We start from the raw sequence: 17,945 nt of genomic DNA, 5'->3' as shown, positions 1-17,945 counted from the left end.
ACACCCCGCGGCGATCAGTAGTTCCGGAACGTCTCGCGATGGACCTTCTCGTTGGCTTCGCTGTCGGTCACGCGGATTTCCGCCGTCCATTTCCCCGCGAACGGAAGATACGGCCCCTCCGCCCGGTACGCCGTCTTGACGAATCCGGAGAACTGGTCGAACTCGTCGTCTTCGTAACGCTCGAGCGGCACGTCGATCGGCCCCGCTTCCGGCCGGTCTTCCGAACGAAGCCGCAGCACGACCGACTTCGGCTCGCCGACCGGTTCCGGAAGCCACACCTTGACGGTGAAGCGGTTGTCCCCCGGAACATTCGGCGACACGCGCAGCGTCAGATGCATGTCCTCGCCCATCTTGTGGGCGTAGACCGGTTCGTTCGCCGGCAGCGGGCTGATATGGGTGAACAGGCCGACGATGATCACGATTGCGGCCATGACGGCGGCATCGGCTTTCAGCAGCGCGCCCTGCGGCATGCCGCCCCGCCGCATCCGCAGCCGGATCGCGCCACCCGCCAGCGCGGCCAGCACCGTGAGCCCCGTCTTCACCAGCAGCAGGGTGCCCCAGCCGGTGTAGAAAAGATAGTCCGGGCCCGGCAGGAACATCCACGCGGTGACGAGACCGCTCGCCGCCAGCGCGATCATCGACCAGAGCGCCGGTCCGCTGAACACCGCCGCGAAACGCGCCGCTTCTTTCCGATCCGCAAGCCATAGGCCCGCCAGCATCGCCAGGCCGCCGGCCCATACGGCCGCCCCCGCCAAATGGATGAAATCCGTGCCGATCGTCAGCCAGGCCGGCTCATAGGCAGCGGCATGTCCAGACATGCTCTCGACCAGCAGCAGCGCGCCGGCCCATATGAGGCCGACCGCGCGCGACGCGGTCCGGGCCAGGGGGCCGAGCAGCGCCAGCACCAACAGGACCGCCCAGCCGCGGCCGATATTCGTCTCGAGGAACAGTGTTCCCCACTCGGAGCCCGGCTGTCCCTCCATCAATTCCGTGGCATGAAAGAATACATACAGGAGAGCTGCCACGAGGAAAGCGCGCGCCGTCCACAATCCCCACCGGCTGCTCCAGTCGCGGAATCCGGCATCGAACGACCGCGAACGCCGGGGCGCCCAGGCCGACCAGATGAACCATCCGGCTGCCGACAGCAGCGCGCCGAAATAGAAAACCCGCACGACGTACAGAAGAAACTCCCCCGTCGACAGCTGCGTCGCGGCTCCTTCCCCGTGTCCTTCATGCCCGAGCTGCCGGTGCAGGTCAAAAACCGATGCGTCGATCGCTTCGGGCGGATCGCCGACAACGAACACATAGGAGCCTTCGACCGGATGGCCGTCGGCCGACAGCACGCGGTAGGTCACCGTGTACAATCCTTCGCCGAGCCGGGGCAGCGATAGCCGGAGCGTGCGGCCGCCGGCTTCGACTGCCGGGTCGCCGTCCGCCACCCGTTCCGACCGGCTGCCGAGCACCCGCAGGAAGCCGATCGACGCGTCGACCGGCTCGTTGAATTCAAGTCTGACCTCGCCCGGGCCCGTTGCGAGCCTTTCCCCGGGCTCCGGCGCGGAGCGCTCCAGCACGGCGTGCGCGTCCGCCCGCCCGCCCGCGGCGAGCAGCGCGATGAGCAGCGCCGCCAGCCAGAGCGGCACACGAATTCCTCGCATAATCGTCCCCTCTTTCAAGTAACTACCACTATAAAAGATCACCGGCGCAACTGCAACAACGTCCGGCCAACCGTCACAACTGCGACAAAAAAGGCCCGCCGTCACCGGCAGGCCTGATTCTGACGCTCACCTTGGCTCCTTGTCGCTGACGCGCGGCAGCATCCGCACGCCGGGCGTCATGGGCGAGCCGCACAGCGGACATTTCGGCTGCTCTTCGAACGTGAGCCCTTTGCGCATCCAGCAGGGACAGTCGTCGCTCACACACTCCCAAACTTCCGTCTGAAAGAGCGGCTTCGTATCCTTCTCACGTTTCGTCCGCGGGTTGATCCATGCGCTATGGTTCATTGTAGATCCCGTCCTTTGCCGCCAAAGATCTTCCATGAACCCTGGTCCTCATCCGAATCCCCTCCAAAACAGCTTGAGATGGACGAAGGCATTCCGCCGATGCGGCGGAATGCCCCTGTTACCCAGACCATAACAAAATCGGGTGCGGTCGTCAACCGCACCCGAAGGGAGAAGAATATGAAGATGGATTATACCACGCCTTGCGCGATCATGGCGTCCGCCACCCGCTTGAAGCCGGCGATGTTGGCGCCGACGACCAGGTTGCCCGGATGGCCGTAAGCTTCGGCCGCTTTCACGCTGCTCTCGTAAATGTTCTTCATGATCTGATGCAGCTTCGCGTCCACTTCCTCGAACGTCCAGGAGAGGCGCATGCTGTTCTGCGACATTTCGAGCGCGGAGACGGCAACGCCGCCGGCATTGGCCGCCTTGGCCGGTCCGAAGAGAACGCCGTTCTTCAGGAAGACGTCGATCGCTTCGAGCGTCGACGGCATGTTCGCGCCTTCGCCGACCGCCTTGACACCGTTCGCCACCAGCTGCCGGGCGGACGCTTCGGAGATTTCGTTCTGCGTCGCGCACGGCAGCGCGATGTCGCACGGAATCGACCAGATGCCTTCGCAGCCTTCGGTGTAGGTCGCATGCGGATGCTCTTTCACATATTCGTGGATCCGCTTCCGCTCGACTTCCTTGATCCGCTTCACGGTCGCGAGATTGATGCCCTGCGGGTCATAGACATAGCCGTTCGAGTCGCTGCACGCGACGACGCGCGCGCCGAGCTGCTGCGCCTTCTCGATCGCATAGATCGAGACATTGCCGGAGCCGGAGACGACCACCGTCGCGTCCTTGAAGCTGAGCCCCTTCGACTTCAGCATTTCCTCGACGAAATAGATGCAGCCGTATCCCGTCGCCTCGGTGCGGCCCAGGCTGCCGCCGTAGCCGACGCCCTTGCCCGTCAGCACGCCGGCTTCGATGCTGCCGCGGATGCGCTTGTACTGGCCGTACATGTAGCCGATCTCCCGCGCGCCTACGCCGATGTCGCCCGCGGGCACGTCGACGTCCTGACCGATGTACTTGTACAGCTCCGTCATGAAGCTTTGCGTGAACCGCATGATCTCCTGTTCGGATTTGCCCTTCGGGTCGAAGTCCGAGCCGCCCTTGCCGCCGCCGATCGGCTGGCCGGTGAGCGCGTTCTTGAAGATTTGCTCGAAGCCGAGGAACTTGATGATACTCGCGTTGACGGACGGGTGGAAGCGCAGTCCGCCCTTGTACGGACCGAGCGCGCTGTTGAATTGTACGCGGAAACCGCGGTTCACCTGCACGTTGCCGTTGTCGTCAACCCACGGTACCCGGAAGGTGATGACGCGCTCGGGCTCGACGATCCGCTCCAGAATGCCGTGCTTGATGTAATGCGGCTCTTTCGCGAACACCGGCGTGAGCGATTCGAGGATTTCCTTCACCGCCTGATGGAATTCACTTTCGTAAGGGTTACGCGCGATGACGGTTTTGTAAACTTTCTCCACATACGCCTTGGCTTGCGTCATGCTCTCATCTGACAAAATCGTGCTCATCCGTTCACTCTCCTTTGCATTATCCCGCTGTTTATTTGCACTCTCGCAGCGATAGTCTACAGTCTAATGCATAGACCGCCCGGATTGCCAATAAATCTTTTTTTCGAACACGATTAAATGAATTTATTACTATTTTTTCCATAAAAAATGTGAACCTACGTAACACTAAAATGTTACATCGGTTCACACAAACGCCTAATTAATGTTAGGAAACCTTCCGTAACGCCGCGTTACAGCAGCGTTGCGCGCAGTTCCTCCGGCGATTTCGGCGACAGGAGACCGAACGGAATGTCAAATACGGTCTTCGCGCCCGATTGCCCTTCCCGATGCAGGCGGATCGCCGCTCTTGCATAGGCAACCAGCACGCTCGCCGTGAACTCCGGATTGCTCTCCAGCTTCAGGCTGAATTCGATGATCTGCTTCGTTCCCTGACCCGTGACGCCGCTGCGGATGACGAAGCCGCCGTGCGGCATGCCGGCATGGTCCCGGCGCAGTTCTTCTTCCGTAATGAACGTGACGGTCGTGTCATAGTCGGCAAAATAGTTCGGCATCGTGACGATCGCCTTCTCGATCGCCGCTTTGTCCGCGCCTTCTTCGGCCACGACATAGCAATGGCGGGTATGCTTCTCCCGGGTCGAAAGATCCGGGGTCTCACCCGAACGGATGCGCTCGATCGCCTCGACGGACGGAATCGTGTACTGAACGCCGGCTTTCACGCCGGGCACGCGGCGGATGGCGTCCGAATGACCCTGGCTGACCCCTTTGCCCCAGAACGTGTATTCCTTGCCCTGCGGCAGGATGGCTTCCGCAAGAAGGCGGTTGAGCGAGAACAGCCCCGGATCCCAGCCGGTCGAGATGACGCTTACCGTGCCGGCTTTGCGCGCCGCCGCGTCAACCGCCTCGTAGAACTCCGGAATCCGCGCATGCGTGTCGAAGCTGTCAACCGTGTTGAACATTGCCGCCATCGCCGGCGTCTGTTCGGGCAGATCCGTCGCCGATCCGCCGCACATGATCATGACGTCGATGCGGCCTTTGTACTGCTCGGCTGCGGAAATATGTTCAAAGCGGATGCCCGCTTCCCCGTTCATTTGCGCCGGATCGCGCCGCGTGAATACCGCAACCAGTTCCATGTCCGGATTTTGCCTGATCGACTGGACAACGCCGCGCCCCAGGTTGCCGTACCCGACGACGCCGATCTTGATCGTTTCAGCCATGTTGCTTTCCTCCATTAAAAGGTAAAATTACTTTCCTAGTATAACTGACCGGCCGTGCGGCCTGCAATCGAAACGGCGAATTCCGCGGCAGGGGATTGATGGAAGGGAGGCAAAACAAAAACGCAGCCTGAAAGCCGCGTTTTCCGTTTGGTGATCATTTCGCCGTTCGGCGCGATTTTCCGACGATCTTGCGGATGCTCTGGGCGGACAGATGGAACTTCCGTTCCAGCTCCGCGATCGACCGGCCGCTCATGTAGTCCTGGATGATCTGCCGGTTCCGTTCGGCCAGCCATTTCCGCGCGCCGCTCAGTTCGCCCCAGCCGGCCCGCTTGCTCGCCGGTTTCGGGATATAGATCAGTTCCCCCTGGATATACTTCTGCAGTTCGGAGAGCAGACCAGGGGGAAGCACATCTCTTCCATTTTTGTAATTCAAAGCCCGAATCCTCCCCGTTCATGAACAAACCAAAAGCCGTCTTCTCCATCACCTCGGCGGCTGCCGCAGCGCCGCTCATGCCGACAATCCGAAATGGCGTTAGCATGGTTCATCCTCCTTTCGCAAAATTCGCATCCGCCCCGGGCGGATTGCGGGTGAAACAAAAAAACCGTGGACGAGACCGCTCCACAGCTGCCGTTCCGCCGGAAGCCGCCCGCATCAAGCGGCTTGCGCCATCCGGCCGAATCTGTATACTGTTCGTTTGTCCCGTGCCGAAGCTGTAAGGTTACCGGTCTACCGCCTGTTCGATGCGCATGGAAACGCACTCCTTTCAACCGTCTGCCATTCCAGTATACTTGAAAGCATTTTCAGCAGGCAAGCTGCCGCTCGCTGTCCCATTCGCCAAATAAAGGAGGGAGGCCTTTCGGCCCCCCGGTTCATGGCGGCATCCGGATTAACCGTTCGCCACCTCTGTCATTGTCCGCATTGCCTGGATCAACTCCTTTCATCCAGATTTGTCGGCCCGACAATTTTATTGTACCAGCCAAAGGTTCGGACTGGCAGCGAAAAAACAATTTTAGCCGTTTTATACCAGAGAGGTTTTTGCGCCTCCGCATCGAAATGGTTGATATGCGCATCAAAGACGAGGGAGGATGCGGCATGCCGATGATGAAAATCCCCTGGTAATCCCGTGCCCCTCCTCGCCGGAAGTCGACCTGGAACCCCCATCAGACACCGGAGAGGATGAAAGGGAGTGACTTACCCGCTTAATGTCGATTGGAAAAGATTGCGCTGCGGCGTGGAAATCGAGTTCGTTGAAGGCAAGCCGTTGGAAGTGGAGCTGCCGGCCGGATGGTCGATGCTCACGAACGAACTGCAGGTTGACGAACGGGGCATGCCGTCGGGAGCGGAATTGACGTCGCCGCCGCTCGCCTGGGATGAGCGGGAACAGATCCGTCTGATGACGGAACGGCTCAAGGCGACCGGCGCGGCCGCGAACTGGAGCTGCGGCCTCCATGTCCATGTCGACCTGTCGGCCTGGGGCGAATCCATCATCGCGCCGCTGCTCGACGCGGCGCTGGGCACGCAGGACGCGCTGCGCCGGCTGATGCGCACGGCCGATCACCGGCTCGTCTTCTGCCCGCCGGTGACGCCGGAAATGCGCGCGCGGTACGCGGCGCGGCCCGGCAGCAATGCGCTTCACAATCCCGGGCGGCCGCAGTCGCACCGGTGCGGCATCAACGCCCGCGCCTGGTACGACAACGGAACGGTCGAGATCCGTTACGCGAACGGCTCGCTCGAGTATGACGAGATTGTGCGGACCGTCGAGCTCTGCCTCAGGTGGACGGCAGCCGTCGGCGCGGCGAAGGCGCTGCCGAACGAGCCGGAAGCGCTCGCCCGGGCGCTGGGCGCGCCGGCGGACGGCTACCCGCCGCCGCTTGATCCGCCCCTCTGGCATCTGGAGCGGATGTGGCTCGAGGACGCGCTCGTCCCGGTGCTGGCGCCGCTCGTTACGGAGCGGATGCCGGACGGCGAGATTCACACCATCCGGCCCGAGCCGGGCGGGCGGCTGCTCGTCGAAGCCGAGGACGAATGCGGCGCGATCCGCCGGTTCACCGCCCGGCCGTCCGCCCGCGGCTGGGAGCTGTCGGACTGCCCGGCCGATACGTAAAGCATTAATCAGGAGGGAGACGGCGCGCCGCCGTCTCCCTCCTGATTTTTGTCATGCGCTCCACTCCCGGTGGAAGCCGATCTCGACGATCGGCCGGAGCGGCTCATATCCGATCCGGCGGTACATCCGGTTCGACCCCGGATTGGCGGCGTCGGCGTACAGGATCGGCGTCAGGCCTTCATCGAGCAGCTTGAGCGTCAGCTCCGCGGTAATGGCGCTGCCGTAGCCCCGCTTGCGCGCATCGGGCCGCGTATAGACCGCGTTGATGCGCCCGTGGCGCGCCGAGCGGTACGCGATGTTCGCCATCGCCACGCATTCGTCCCCGTCCGTCCAGAAGAACAGTTCGCCCGCCTCGATCATCCGGTCCGCCGCCGGAAGCTGCGTGAACGCGGGAACGCGCTCGCCGTACGCGTCCCGCGAGAACCCGGCGAGAAAGAGGGCGGCCGTATACCGGTCGGCGCTTCCGGCCTTGCGGAGGCAGCCTTCGGCGGATGCCGCAAGGCGCAGCGCCCGGCACTCGTACGGCACCAGCGTCAGCCGTTCCGTCCAGGCCATCCGCCGCCTGGCCGCATAGGCGTCGGCGAACGCCCGCGCGGCGGCGGGATCGCCGATCACGCCCGGCAGATCGACATCGTCGAGCCGTTCCGCCAGCTCGCAGATGCGCGAGCGCCGGGCATCCTCCGCCGCGAACGGGTCCACCCACAGCCAGCCGTTGCGGCCCGGCGTCTGCGCATAGAGCAGCATGCCGTCGCTCGATTTGATCCTGAGCGCATCCGAAAAACCGCTGAGCTGGCCCAGCAGATGGAATCGCGCCTCGTCCTGCAAAAATTCGGGACGGTCAAACACCTCGTCCCGGGCACGCAGCGAGACCAGCATTGTCCTGCCTTACCTCCGCTCCACAAGCTCCACAATTTACGACAGCCCCAAAATCCCCGTCGGCTCCGCAAAAAACGCAGCAGACCGTTTCACAACCGTTCCGCCGTCTTCGTGAAGAACAGATTGAGGTCGTGATCCACCGGGACCTGCTCGCCAAATGGAACGGGCCGGCCTTTATACACGACCCCCCGGCCGTCCGGGATATACCCTCTCCGGGCGTACAGCCGCTGCGCCTGGCCGTAGCTGGCCGTCAGTCCGACGCCGATGCCGACGATCCCGTACTTCTCCAGCGCGATCTTCTCGACGGCGTCGAGCAGCGCGTCGCCGATGCCCTGCCGCCGCATCGGCGGGATCACGTTGAAGTCGTTGATCTCCGGAATGCCGTTCTCCGCGAAGTACGGGTAATCGGATCGCGCCAGCAGGTGCAGGCTTCCCGCATATTCGCCGTCCCGGAACGCCAGCAGCGTGATGCGCGCGCCCGCCTCGTCCTCCCGCCAACATCGCGCATAGTAATCTTCATCCCGGCGAATGCCGTGCTTCAGGAAAACTTCCCGCATCATGCCGGCGTCTTCCGCTCTCATCCGGCGAATCTCGATCATATCCATTCCTCCATCCTGTCCGCGCCGCGGGCTCCTTAATCAAGCGCAATTGCAGCCACCCCTTCCGGGATGGCTGACGCATGCGGATTACACGCCGGAATATGCCAGAAACCCGCCGTCGACGGGAACCGTGATGCCGGTAACGAACCGCGCCGTCGCATCGTCGGCCAGCCACAGCAGCGCTCCGAGCAGATCCTCGGGCTGGCCGAACCGGCGCATCGGCGTATGCGTGATTATTTTATGCGCCCGCTCCGTGAGCGATCCGTCCGGATTTGTCAGCAGGCTGCGGTTCTGCTCCGTCAGGAAGAAGCCGGGCGCGATCGCATTGACGCGGATGCCGGCCTCCGCGAAGTGGACGGCCAGCCACTGCGTGAAGTTCTCGATGGCGGCTTTGGCGGCGCTGTAGGCCGGCACCTTCGTCATCGGACTCGGCGCGCTCATCGACGAAATGTTGATGATGACGCCGCCCCGGCCGAGCATCTGCTTCGCGAAATGCTGCGTCGGAAGGAGCGATCCGATAAAGTTCAGGTTGAAGACGTACTCGATGCCCTCGCGGGTCAGATCGAAGAACGTCGTCACGCCTTCCTTGCCGAAATCTTCCGGTTTGAAAATTTCATTCGTCGTAATGCCCTTCGGATGGTTGCCGCCCGCCCCGTTGATCAGAATGTCGCACGGGCCGAGCTTATCCGCGACGACGGCCGCCGCCTCCGCGACGCCGGCTGCGTCCAGCACGTCGCATGCAACGGCGATCGCTTCGCCGCCCGACCGGCGGATCGCTTCGGCGACCGCCTCGCCCTTCTCCGCCGTCCGGTTCAGAATCGCCACCTTCACGCCCTGCCGGCCGAGCTCCCTCGCCATCGCCGAGCAGAGCACGCCGCTGCCGCCGGTGATGACGGCGACTTTGCCCTTCAGATTATCATGGATCGGCAGCATATCCTCATCCCTTCTTCACGCGTTCGAGCGCATCCCAGGCGCCCCACAGGTACATGATGCCGAGCGCGCGGTCGTACAGCCCGTATCCGGGCCGGCACTGCTCGTCCCAGATGTGGCGTCCGTGGTCCGGACGGGCGTATCCCGTGAACCCGGTCTCATGGTAGGCCCGCACCACTTCGGCAATGTCGACGGAGCCGTCGCTTGAGCGGTGCGACGTTTCGATGAAATCGCCGTTCGGATACACGCGCACGTTGCGGATGTGCGCGAACGGGATGCGTCCCGCAAACTCGCGGATCATGGCCGGGATGTCGTTCGCCGGATTCGCGCCGAGCGATCCGCTGCACAACGTGATGCCGTTGGAGGGGCTGTCCACCATGTCCAGCACGCGGCGGATGTTGTCCCGGTTCGTGATGATGCGCGGCAGGCCGAACACCGACCACGGCGGATCGTCCGGATGGATGGCCATTTTGATGTCATACTGCTCCGCGACCGGAACGACCGCCTTCAGGAAGTACTCCAGATTGCGGAACAGATCTTCCTCCGTGATGCTCTGGTACGCCTCGATCGTCGGACCGGCCTTCTTCAGCCGCTCCGGCTCCCAGCCGGGCATCGTGAAGTCCGGAATCTCGGCGATCTTGCGGATCAGTTCCTGCGGATCCATGTTGTCGATCTTGGCTTTTTCGAAAAAGAGCGCCGTCGCCCCGTCTTCCATCTCTTTGAACAAATCCGTGCGCATCCAGTCGAACACCGGCATGAAATTGTAGCAGATCACCTTCACGCCGACTTCCGCCAGGTTTTTGATCGTCTGGATGTAATTTTCGATGTACCGGTCCCGCGACGGCAGCCCCATTTTGATATCTTCGTGAACGTTTACGCTTTCAACGACCTCGATGTGAAAGCCGTATTCGTCCGCCAGTTTCTTGTAGTGCCGGATCTTGTCCATCGGCCACACTTCCCCGGCGGGCACGTCGTGCAGCATCCAGACGATGCCTTCGACGCCGGGGATCTGACGGATCTGTCTCAGCGTGACCGTGTCGTTGCCTTCGCCGTACCAGCGAAACGTCATCCTCACAGTCTTCTCTCCCTCTCATGCCTCGTAATCGGTTACATTATCCATTATAGTGGGTTATTCGGCGCAAACCTATACGAATTTGACATTATTCCTTACGGTTTTTTCCGAAGATCCGCTGCAATAACTCTGCCGAAGCACCGCCGCAAGAGCGGAACGAGGGAATCCTAAGCATGCGGATTACGGACGCATCGCGGCCACGGCCGTCCGCCAGGCCAGCATGAACATGAACAGCGCGATGACCGGATGCAACAGGCCGATCCCCGGAATGTTGGCCGTCATGTATTGCAGGATCACGAGGCCGAACAGCGCCGCAGCCCGCCATTTGATTGCGGCGGCGAATCTGCCCGGGAACGCGAGGATCAGCAAGAGGACCGGCAGCCATTCCAGGATGCGGACGAATACAACGTGGCTCCGCCAGTACGCCGGATCGACGAAGACCGCCGCTCCGGCCAGCAGCGTCTGGACGGCGATGCAGGCCGTCAGCAGCCAGGCGAGGGCGGCAAAGCCGCTGCGCATAACGCGCGTCCTTTTCTCGTTATTCATCTTGCACATCTTCCTTTCCGCATGGATTGCCGTTAACGTAGCAAATGATTGTTGCGAAAATATGAAGAACGGATGCGGAAATGTTGAAGATGAGCGGCATCGACGTCTGCCGCGAGCTGCGCCGCACAAGCAACGCGGGCATCGTCATGGTGACGGCGCGGGCCGATGAGACGGACAAAATCATCGGCCTGGAAGTCGGCGCCGACGATTATGTGACGAAGCCGTTCTCGCTGCGCGAGCTGCACGCCCGCGTCCGCTCGCTGATCCGGCGGCTGGAAGGGCGCGGCGAGCCGCAGGACAAGCTGCTCAAGCGGGGCGACCTCACGATCTCGGAGTCGCAGATGCGCGTCTGGAAGCGCGGGGTCGAAATTGCCCTGACGCCGACCGAATTCCGGCTGCTCACCGCGCTGGCGGCCAGACCGGGCATCGTCTACAGCCGGCTTCAACTGCTGCAGGCCGCGATGGAGGACGATTACCTGAACGATGAGCGAACCGTCGACGCCCATATCAGCAAGCTGAGGAAGAAAATCGAGGACGATCCGTCGAAACCGGCATTCATCCAGACCGTATACGGATTCGGCTATCGGTTCGGAGGCGGCGCATGACGATCCGGAGACGACTGTTTCTCGCCATGGCCGGCCTGATCGCGCTGATGGGGCTCATTTCGCCTTGCTGACGCTGACCGTCGTGCGCGGCGTCATCATCCATATCCCGATCGCGGACCGGAGCGAAGAGGTGCGGGCGATCGCGGAGCAGGCCGCAAACGCTTATGCCGAACACGGGAATTCGTGGCTTCGTGCCGCGCAAGGCCGCCGGCTGGAGGCCGCCATCCTCGGCGAACGGCAGGACAGCAGCGTGCTGCTGGTCTCGGCGGACGGCAGCGTCGTTCTGCATGCCGGCGACGAGAGCGCCGGGATGATCCGGCGGTTCGGCGTGCACGAACGGGTCGAGCGGGATGGCGTGCGAATCGGCGACTTATACTACTATGATGAAGAAGCCGCGAGACTGAAGATCATTCAGCTCGGCGTCGGCGATCATCGCGCACGAGCTGCGCACGCCGCTCGCGATCATGCGGGGGCAGCTCGAAGAGCTGCAGCTGCGCGACGAAGCGGTCCGTCCCGAGACGCTCCTCCCCTAGCAGGACGAGCTGATCCGCCTTACCCGGCTGGTCGATGATCTGCATCATCTGTCGCTGGCCGAAGCGAACAAGCTGCGGCTGGACCGGAAGCGGATCGACCTGGCCGATCTGCTCCGGCGGGTCGCGGATCGGGCCGGGACGGAAGCGGCGGCGCGCGGCATCGGAATCCGGGTGAATGCGGCGCCGGATCTGCCCGACGCGCATGTCGACCCGCACCGGATGACGCAGGTGTTCCTCAACATCGTCATGAACGCCGTGCGCCATTCGCCGGACGGCGGCACGATCATCATCGCATTGCAGGGCGAACCCGCCGCCGGCGGAGCAAGCCGCATGCTGCGCGCGAAGATCGCCGACGAAGGCCCGGGCATCGACCCGGAGCATCTGCCGCACATCTTCGACCGGTTCTACCGCGCGGGCGATGACCGGTCGCGGGACACGGGCGGCATGGGGCTCGGCCTATCGATCGCGAAAGCGTTCGTGCAGGCGCACGGCGGCACGATCGAAGCCGAGAGCGAGCATGGCGCCGGCACCCGCTTCATCGTCCGCGTGCCGGCCTGGACCGGCGGCTGATGCGGTCCGCGCCGCGCTGTACTATAATGAATGGGTGAAATTCCGCGCCGGACTCAAGGTCCGACAAGAAAGGTTGAACGCGCGTGGCAGAGTTATTGCTGGAATGGCTCAATGATTGGGGCGTATGGGGCGTGCTCGCTTCGCTGTTCATCGAGGGAAGCGCGTTTCCGTTTATCGGGACGTTTTTCATCGTGACGGTCGGGTTTGTGATGGATCTGACGTGGCTGGAGATCGCCTGGATCTCCGCGTTGGGAAGCGCCCTGTACGCCATTGGCAGTTATATCCCCTATTTCATCGGGTATGCGCTGGGAAGCGGCATCATGAAGCGGCTCAGCCCGGCCCGCCGGCAGCAGCTGGAGCAGGTGTCCGCCGCCTTCAGCAAATATGGCATCTGGAGCGTCGCGATTGCCAGCCCGCTTCATCTGGGCAACGCGGTGCCGTTCATCGCCGGCATGTCCAGAATGAAGCTGCATCTGTACACGCTGCTCACGATGCTCGGCATCGCACCGTCCACGTTCGTGCTGCTCAGCGTGGGCAAATTTTACCCCGGCGACCGGGATGCGGCGATGGACGCGATCGAGGAGTACCAGGCGTACGTCCTGGCGGCGTTCATCCTTCTGACGGCGGGCTACATCGGTTGGAAATGGCGGAGAAAGCGCGGGGGGAGGAAGAATGCCGCGGATAAGTCGTTCGGCTCGTAAGCCGGGTTGCGCGGCGGACAACGCCATCGTCCCCGGTGGAATCGCGGATTTTAGGGCATACTGAGACGATTGTACCGCTCCGGGCGGCCGCGTCATGCACGTGCTTCGGAGGCAAGGGGCAAGGGAGTCGGAGGAGTCGGTCTGCAACGGAACAGACAGGCTTAATTTGTGATCAATGAAGGCTTGTCGGAATTGCAACGGAATCGGGGGACGCTATTTGCGTCGAAACGGGTTGTCAACCGCTTGCCGGTGACGAATAAGAGCGCTCGGTTCCGTCAGCGATTCACCGGGCGGCGTCACGGCGAAATAACGCCTGTCCGTTCCGCAAGGACCGGTTATGCGAGCTTCGGCCATCTCCCCGGCCTTGTGAACAAGTTCCGGGTCAAAATACGGACGTGAGAACAACCGCCGGTTCGGATTGAACCGGCGGTTTCTTGCAAGGCGGAGGGTCAAGGCGAAGCGGCCGCTGTCGGTTCGAAGCTCTCCCACAGCCGCCGGTACAGACCGTTCGGGTCCCGCAGCAGTTGTTCATGCGTGCCGCGCTGCGCGACGGCGCCCTCCCGCATGACAATGATCTCGTCGGCGCCGGTCACGGCGGTGAGCCGGTGCGCGATGAACAGAATCGCATGTCCCTGCGCCTTGAACCGGTGCAGCATCCCGACGATTTCGCGCTCCGTCTCCGCGTCAAGCGCGGAAGTCGCCTCGTCCAGAATCCAGACCGGCCGGCCGGACAATATGGCGCGCGCCAGGGCGATCCGTTGCTTCTGTCCGCCGGACAGCGTCCGTCCGTGCTCGCGAATGACCGTTTCGTAACCGTCCGGGAGATTCACGATGAACGAATGGGCCATGGCCGTCCGGGCGGCTTCCGTCACTTCATCATCGGACGCGCCGGGCCGGCCGATCGCGATATTGTCGCGGATCGTCCCGCTGAACATGTGCGGCGTCTGCGGAACGTAGGCGACAAGCGAGCGGGCCGCATCGGCATTTTCACGGGGATCAAGTCCGAAGACGCGGATCTGCCCCGATTGCGGAAACAGGAGGCCGGCGGCCGCCTTCGCCGCGGTCGATTTGCCCGAGCCGCTCGGCCCGACGAGCGCCGTGAACGTGCCGGGCTTGAGCTCCAGGTCGATGGAGCGAACCGTCCATTCGTCATCCTCCGCCGGCGACTCGACGGGAAGCAGCGATTCCGCAAACCGCCGGTATCGGAACGAAACGCCTTTCATGGTCAATCCGCCTTGCGCGGGGGATGGCGCGTGCGTTTTGCCGGCCGTGGGGCCCGGCTCCTTCTCGGCCTCCAGCAGACGGAACACGCGACCGGAAGCGCCGATCTGCTCCTGCGCCTGTCCCCAGAGCTGGCCGATGCTCTCCAGCGGGCTGTTGATCCGCCAGACGAGTGTGAAATAGACCATCAGCGAGCCGAGCGCCATTTCTCCCCGGATGGCCAGCCAACCGACGATCAGAATGGTGACCAGAATAATCAGATTCGAGAGGGAGGTCGTCGTCAGCATGACGGCCTGCTGCCACCAGGTCCGGCGCGCGTAGAGCCGGTTCAGGCGGGTCCTCTCCCGCACGAACCGCTCCATCATCCAGTCCTCCGCACCAAGCGCGCGAACGATTTCCATATTCTGCAACACGTCCTGCAGGCATTGGCGGACGGCCGCTTCCTGCCAGGCAACTTCGTTTCCGATGGCCTTGAGCCGCTTGCGGATCAGATGACCGGCGGCCAGAATCAACGGCGATACCGCCAGCAGCGGCAGCGCGATCCGCCAGTTGATCACGAGCAGATAGGCGGCGGCCATCACGAACATCGCGGCCTGGTCCGCCATCCGGTCGAGGAGGAGATTCAGGATGCCCACCATCCGTTGGGTATCGTGCTCCGTCCGCTGCACCAGATCGGATGAATGGACCGATTGCGCGTGCTCGAGCGGCAGCCGCTGCGCTTCGTCCGCCGCCCGCGCCATCAGGTTGGCGCTCAGTTCGTTCATCGCGTGCTGCTTCAAATATTCGCCGACGAGGAAGGTTCCGATCAGGAAGAAAAAGACCGCCGTCCCGGCCGCGACGATGAGCCTGACATCCGCGAAATCCCGGGCTTCCAGCGCGTTGAACACGAGATTGACAATGAGCGGATCCAGCATCATGATGAGAGACTGCGACAGGCTGAGGATGAGTCCGGCGATATAGGCCAGCTTGCGCGGGCCGAGCCCCCGCCATGTCAGCGCCCAAATATCGGACAATCCCGGTTGTGCAGTTGCCGGCTTGCTCACGGTTCAATCCCCTCCTCCGGCGCATGCGTCTCGTCCAGGTCCGCCCATGTTCCGACCCGCACCAGTTCGGCATAGCGACCGCCGAGCGCCATCAGTTCATCGTGCGTCCCGGTCTCGACGACCCGGCCTTCGTCGATAACGACGATCTGGTCCGCATGCCGGACCGTCGACAACCGATGGGCCGCGACGATCACCGTCCGCCCCGCCATCAGACTGCGCAATGTCTCCTGCATCAGGCGCTCGTTATCTCCGTCGAGGGCGGACGTCGGCTCGTCGAGCAGCAGAAATTCGGGGTTCCGCGCATAGGCGCGCGCGATGGCGAGTCGCTGCCGCTCGCCGCCGGACAGCGTCTGTCCGCGTTCTCCCAGCCGGGTCTCATATCCGTGCGGCAGCTTCCCGATGAAGCCGTCGGCCCGTGCGAGCCTCGCCGCTTCCTCCAGGTCTTCAGTCGCCAGATGCGTCAACCCGGCCCGGATATTGTCGGCGACCGACGCGTCGAACAGGCCGATGTCCTGCGGCACATAGGCCGCCCGGCGTCTCCAATCAGCATTTGTGCTGCCATCGATCGGCACGCCACCCAGCATGATCCGGCCGGCGTTCGGCGCGTATAGTCCCATGATCAGCTTGAGCAAGGTGCTCTTGCCTTGGCCGCTCGGACCAACGAGCGCCGTCACGGTTCCCCGGCGAACCGTAAGGTTCAAATCGCGCAGTACCGGCTGCACGGGATCGTAGCCGAACGTAACCCCTTCAATGACCAGATCCCCTTCATCCGGCAGCATGCGGGTCTCCGCAGGCAGCTTCTCGATCCGTTCGGTCGGATCGGCCAGTTCGAACACGCGGGTCGCGTGGGCCAACGCATTCTGCACGGCCGCCCAGATGTTCATCAGATGGGAGAGCGGTCGAACCAGATGCTCATAGGAAATGACGAATGCCGCAATGACGCCGATCTCGATCGCGCCGTCCGCAAATAGCAACGCGCCGGCGATGAAAATATACGCGATGCCGAGCCAGTAGCCGAGGAAAATCGAGATGCCGGAAGCCGCGGTCCAGAGATGGCCGCGCAGGCGATGCCGAAAGGTCCGCCGAACGGCTTCGCGCCAGCGGAAGTTGAACCGTTCTCGCAATTGAAACGCGCGGACGGTCTCGGCGCCCTGCATCTGGTCCTGCAGCAGCGCATCCTGCGCGGCCTGAGCTTCGTTCGCCCGCTGTTGCTCGCGGTAAATCGGCTTGGCCAGCAGGTTGGAGACCAGCGGCATCAGCAGCGCCACGGCGATCGCCCCGGCCATCAGCAGCCAGGATTGCACCGTGAGGTAGACAAACAGCAGGATGACCGACAGCAGCCGCTCGATGAGCGCCGGAATTTGCCGGTTCACCCCGTCCTGCGCCGCCACGGCGGAGTCGCCGATCCGCTGGATCTGGTCGCCGACGTGCCAGCGGTTCAGCAACCTCAGATCAAGCCGGAACATGCGGCGCAGCACCTCCCGCTGAAGTTCGAGCGTCGACCGGTTGTACAGTCGTTGCGACAGCCAGGTGCGTGCGACCTGCACGATCAGGCCGCCGAAAAACACGGCGCCATAGAATGCCGCCGCCTGCCGAAGCTGCGGCACGGATCCTTCGTACACCGCGTCGAACAGTCGGCGCAGCGCCTCCGCCTGACCGACCGGAACAAAGGAAGCGGCGCTGACGATCAGCGCCGTGGCGACATAATACGGCGTGTAGCGCCGGACCCAGCGCAGCAGCGAGCCGGCAACCCTTCGGCCCGCTTCGCCGTGCCCGGCCTTCGCTGACATGGAACCCACAATCGATCAACTCCCGCATCGTGTGATCAATCGTGTAACAACCTCAAGTAATAAACCCGATCTTTAAAATGCTTATATATAGTACGGACATTTTTTCAGTTTGAGCGTTTTGCAATAATCCAAGGCCTTGATTTGTAAGGATTTTCGGACATAAAAAAGGGACTTCACCCCAACTTGGAGAAGTTTTCAAGTGACCAAACAAGAAAACTTAAGGAGTGAAGTCACGATGTATATTCTCCAAGAAAACTTGTTTTCCTTCGAGGAATTGCTAAAAATGCAGTCAAAAGAGCGATTGCCAATCTTCTTTAGCTCACTGGATCTCAGACCCTATGCCAAGGAATTAAGAAGCCGTTCACCCCGAGGCGCCGACGGACATTGCAGACAGGGCATTTTACGTGCGCTTCTGGCCGCCCCTCTTGAAGGAATCGCTACCTTAACGGCTTTGCATCATCGGTTGAGCACGGACCTTCGGTTCCGCTATCAGTGCGGACTTTCGCTTGATCGGGAAGCTCCATCCATCTCCACACTCAGCCGTGTGTTTGCCGACGTCACGAAAAAGGAACTGG

Annotated in this window: 17 protein-coding genes and 1 pseudogene; 6 read left to right on the top strand and 12 right to left on the bottom strand. The window is 62.5% G+C overall.

What is annotated here, in order from left to right; translation table 11 throughout:
- Window positions 1-14 precede the first annotated feature (14 nt).
- The 5 genes from C6W55_RS09885 to C6W55_RS09865 all read right to left on the bottom strand — a co-directional run bounded on the left by C6W55_RS09885 (window position 15) and on the right by C6W55_RS09865 (window position 5,212).
- On the bottom strand, window positions 15-1,655 hold the full coding sequence (locus C6W55_RS09885; protein ID WP_286892522.1) for a copper resistance CopC/CopD family protein: 1,641 nt from the start codon (window positions 1,653-1,655) through the stop codon (window positions 15-17).
- 126 nt (window positions 1,656-1,781) lie between these two features.
- Complete coding sequence (locus C6W55_RS09880) at window positions 1,782-2,000, bottom strand: cold-shock protein (protein WP_286892521.1); 219 nt, start codon at window positions 1,998-2,000, stop codon at window positions 1,782-1,784.
- A 188-nt stretch (window positions 2,001-2,188) separates the two neighbouring features.
- Window positions 2,189-3,565 (bottom strand): NADP-specific glutamate dehydrogenase, encoded by a 1,377-nt coding sequence (gene gdhA / locus C6W55_RS09875; protein WP_015254026.1) that lies wholly within the window; start codon window positions 3,563-3,565, stop codon window positions 2,189-2,191.
- A gap of 230 nt (window positions 3,566-3,795) precedes the next feature.
- Window positions 3,796-4,779, bottom strand: coding sequence for a diaminopimelate dehydrogenase (locus C6W55_RS09870; protein WP_286892520.1), 984 nt, complete (start codon window positions 4,777-4,779; stop codon window positions 3,796-3,798).
- 154 nt (window positions 4,780-4,933) lie between these two features.
- On the bottom strand, window positions 4,934-5,212 hold the full coding sequence (locus tag C6W55_RS09865) for a CD3324 family protein (protein ID WP_286892519.1): 279 nt from the start codon (window positions 5,210-5,212) through the stop codon (window positions 4,934-4,936).
- Between the two features lie 754 nt (window positions 5,213-5,966).
- Between C6W55_RS09865 and C6W55_RS09860 the strand changes: the two genes are divergently transcribed.
- Complete coding sequence (locus C6W55_RS09860; RefSeq protein ID WP_286892518.1) at window positions 5,967-6,884, top strand: amidoligase family protein; 918 nt, start codon at window positions 5,967-5,969, stop codon at window positions 6,882-6,884.
- Between the two features lie 51 nt (window positions 6,885-6,935).
- On the opposite strand, the gene C6W55_RS09855 is transcribed toward C6W55_RS09860, so the two are convergent.
- From C6W55_RS09855 to C6W55_RS09835, 5 genes are all read right to left on the bottom strand, one after another.
- Window positions 6,936-7,760, bottom strand: a complete 825-nt coding sequence (locus C6W55_RS09855) for a GNAT family N-acetyltransferase (RefSeq protein ID WP_213485196.1) — start codon at window positions 7,758-7,760, stop codon at window positions 6,936-6,938.
- Between the two features lie 89 nt (window positions 7,761-7,849).
- Complete coding sequence (locus C6W55_RS09850; protein ID WP_286892517.1) at window positions 7,850-8,359, bottom strand: GNAT family N-acetyltransferase; 510 nt, start codon at window positions 8,357-8,359, stop codon at window positions 7,850-7,852.
- An 87-nt stretch (window positions 8,360-8,446) separates the two neighbouring features.
- A complete protein-coding gene (locus C6W55_RS09845; RefSeq protein ID WP_286892516.1) occupies window positions 8,447-9,292 on the bottom strand; it encodes an SDR family oxidoreductase in 846 nt (281 codons plus the stop codon).
- Between the two features lie 4 nt (window positions 9,293-9,296).
- Window positions 9,297-10,364: a mannonate dehydratase gene (gene uxuA, locus C6W55_RS09840; RefSeq protein ID WP_015254018.1), complete on the bottom strand. Its 1,068-nt coding sequence runs from the start codon at window positions 10,362-10,364 to the stop codon at window positions 9,297-9,299.
- 177 nt (window positions 10,365-10,541) lie between these two features.
- Window positions 10,542-10,907 (bottom strand): DUF6220 domain-containing protein, encoded by a 366-nt coding sequence (locus tag C6W55_RS09835; protein ID WP_213485193.1) that lies wholly within the window; start codon window positions 10,905-10,907, stop codon window positions 10,542-10,544.
- A gap of 71 nt (window positions 10,908-10,978) precedes the next feature.
- On the opposite strand from C6W55_RS09835, the pseudogene C6W55_RS09830 reads away from it, so the two are divergent.
- The 4 genes and pseudogenes from C6W55_RS09830 to C6W55_RS09815 form a co-directional block, all read left to right on the top strand.
- Window positions 10,979-11,512, top strand: a pseudogene (locus C6W55_RS09830) (winged helix-turn-helix domain-containing protein); the annotation flags it as partial.
- 64 nt (window positions 11,513-11,576) lie between these two features.
- A complete protein-coding gene (locus C6W55_RS18280; protein WP_286892515.1) occupies window positions 11,577-12,083 on the top strand; it encodes a hypothetical protein in 507 nt (168 codons plus the stop codon).
- 133 nt (window positions 12,084-12,216) lie between these two features.
- Window positions 12,217-12,615 carry a sensor histidine kinase gene (locus C6W55_RS09820; RefSeq protein WP_052835835.1) on the top strand — a complete coding sequence of 133 codons (399 nt, stop codon included), beginning with the start codon at window positions 12,217-12,219 and terminating at the stop codon, window positions 12,613-12,615.
- An 83-nt stretch (window positions 12,616-12,698) separates the two neighbouring features.
- On the top strand, window positions 12,699-13,316 hold the full coding sequence (locus C6W55_RS09815) for a DedA family protein (protein WP_015254015.1): 618 nt from the start codon (window positions 12,699-12,701) through the stop codon (window positions 13,314-13,316).
- A gap of 449 nt (window positions 13,317-13,765) precedes the next feature.
- Here the strand turns inward: C6W55_RS09815 and C6W55_RS09810 are convergent, their stop codons facing one another.
- Window positions 13,766-15,580: an ABC transporter ATP-binding protein gene (locus tag C6W55_RS09810; protein ID WP_286892514.1), complete on the bottom strand. Its 1,815-nt coding sequence runs from the start codon at window positions 15,578-15,580 to the stop codon at window positions 13,766-13,768.
- Window positions 15,577-17,370: an ABC transporter ATP-binding protein gene (locus C6W55_RS09805; RefSeq protein ID WP_286892596.1), complete on the bottom strand. Its 1,794-nt coding sequence runs from the start codon at window positions 17,368-17,370 to the stop codon at window positions 15,577-15,579. Before C6W55_RS09805 ends, C6W55_RS09810 begins: the two co-directional genes overlap by 4 nt.
- A gap of 235 nt (window positions 17,371-17,605) precedes the next feature.
- On the opposite strand from C6W55_RS09805, the gene C6W55_RS09800 reads away from it, so the two are divergent.
- The coding region (locus C6W55_RS09800; protein WP_286892595.1) for a transposase at window positions 17,606-17,945 on the top strand (340 nt) is incomplete at its 3' end.

This window comes from Thermobacillus sp., from assembly GCF_003390775.1.
Lineage (GTDB): Bacteria > Bacillota > Bacilli > Paenibacillales > Paenibacillaceae > Thermobacillus > Thermobacillus xylanilyticus.
This window is presented reverse-complemented; position numbering and strand designations above follow the sequence as displayed.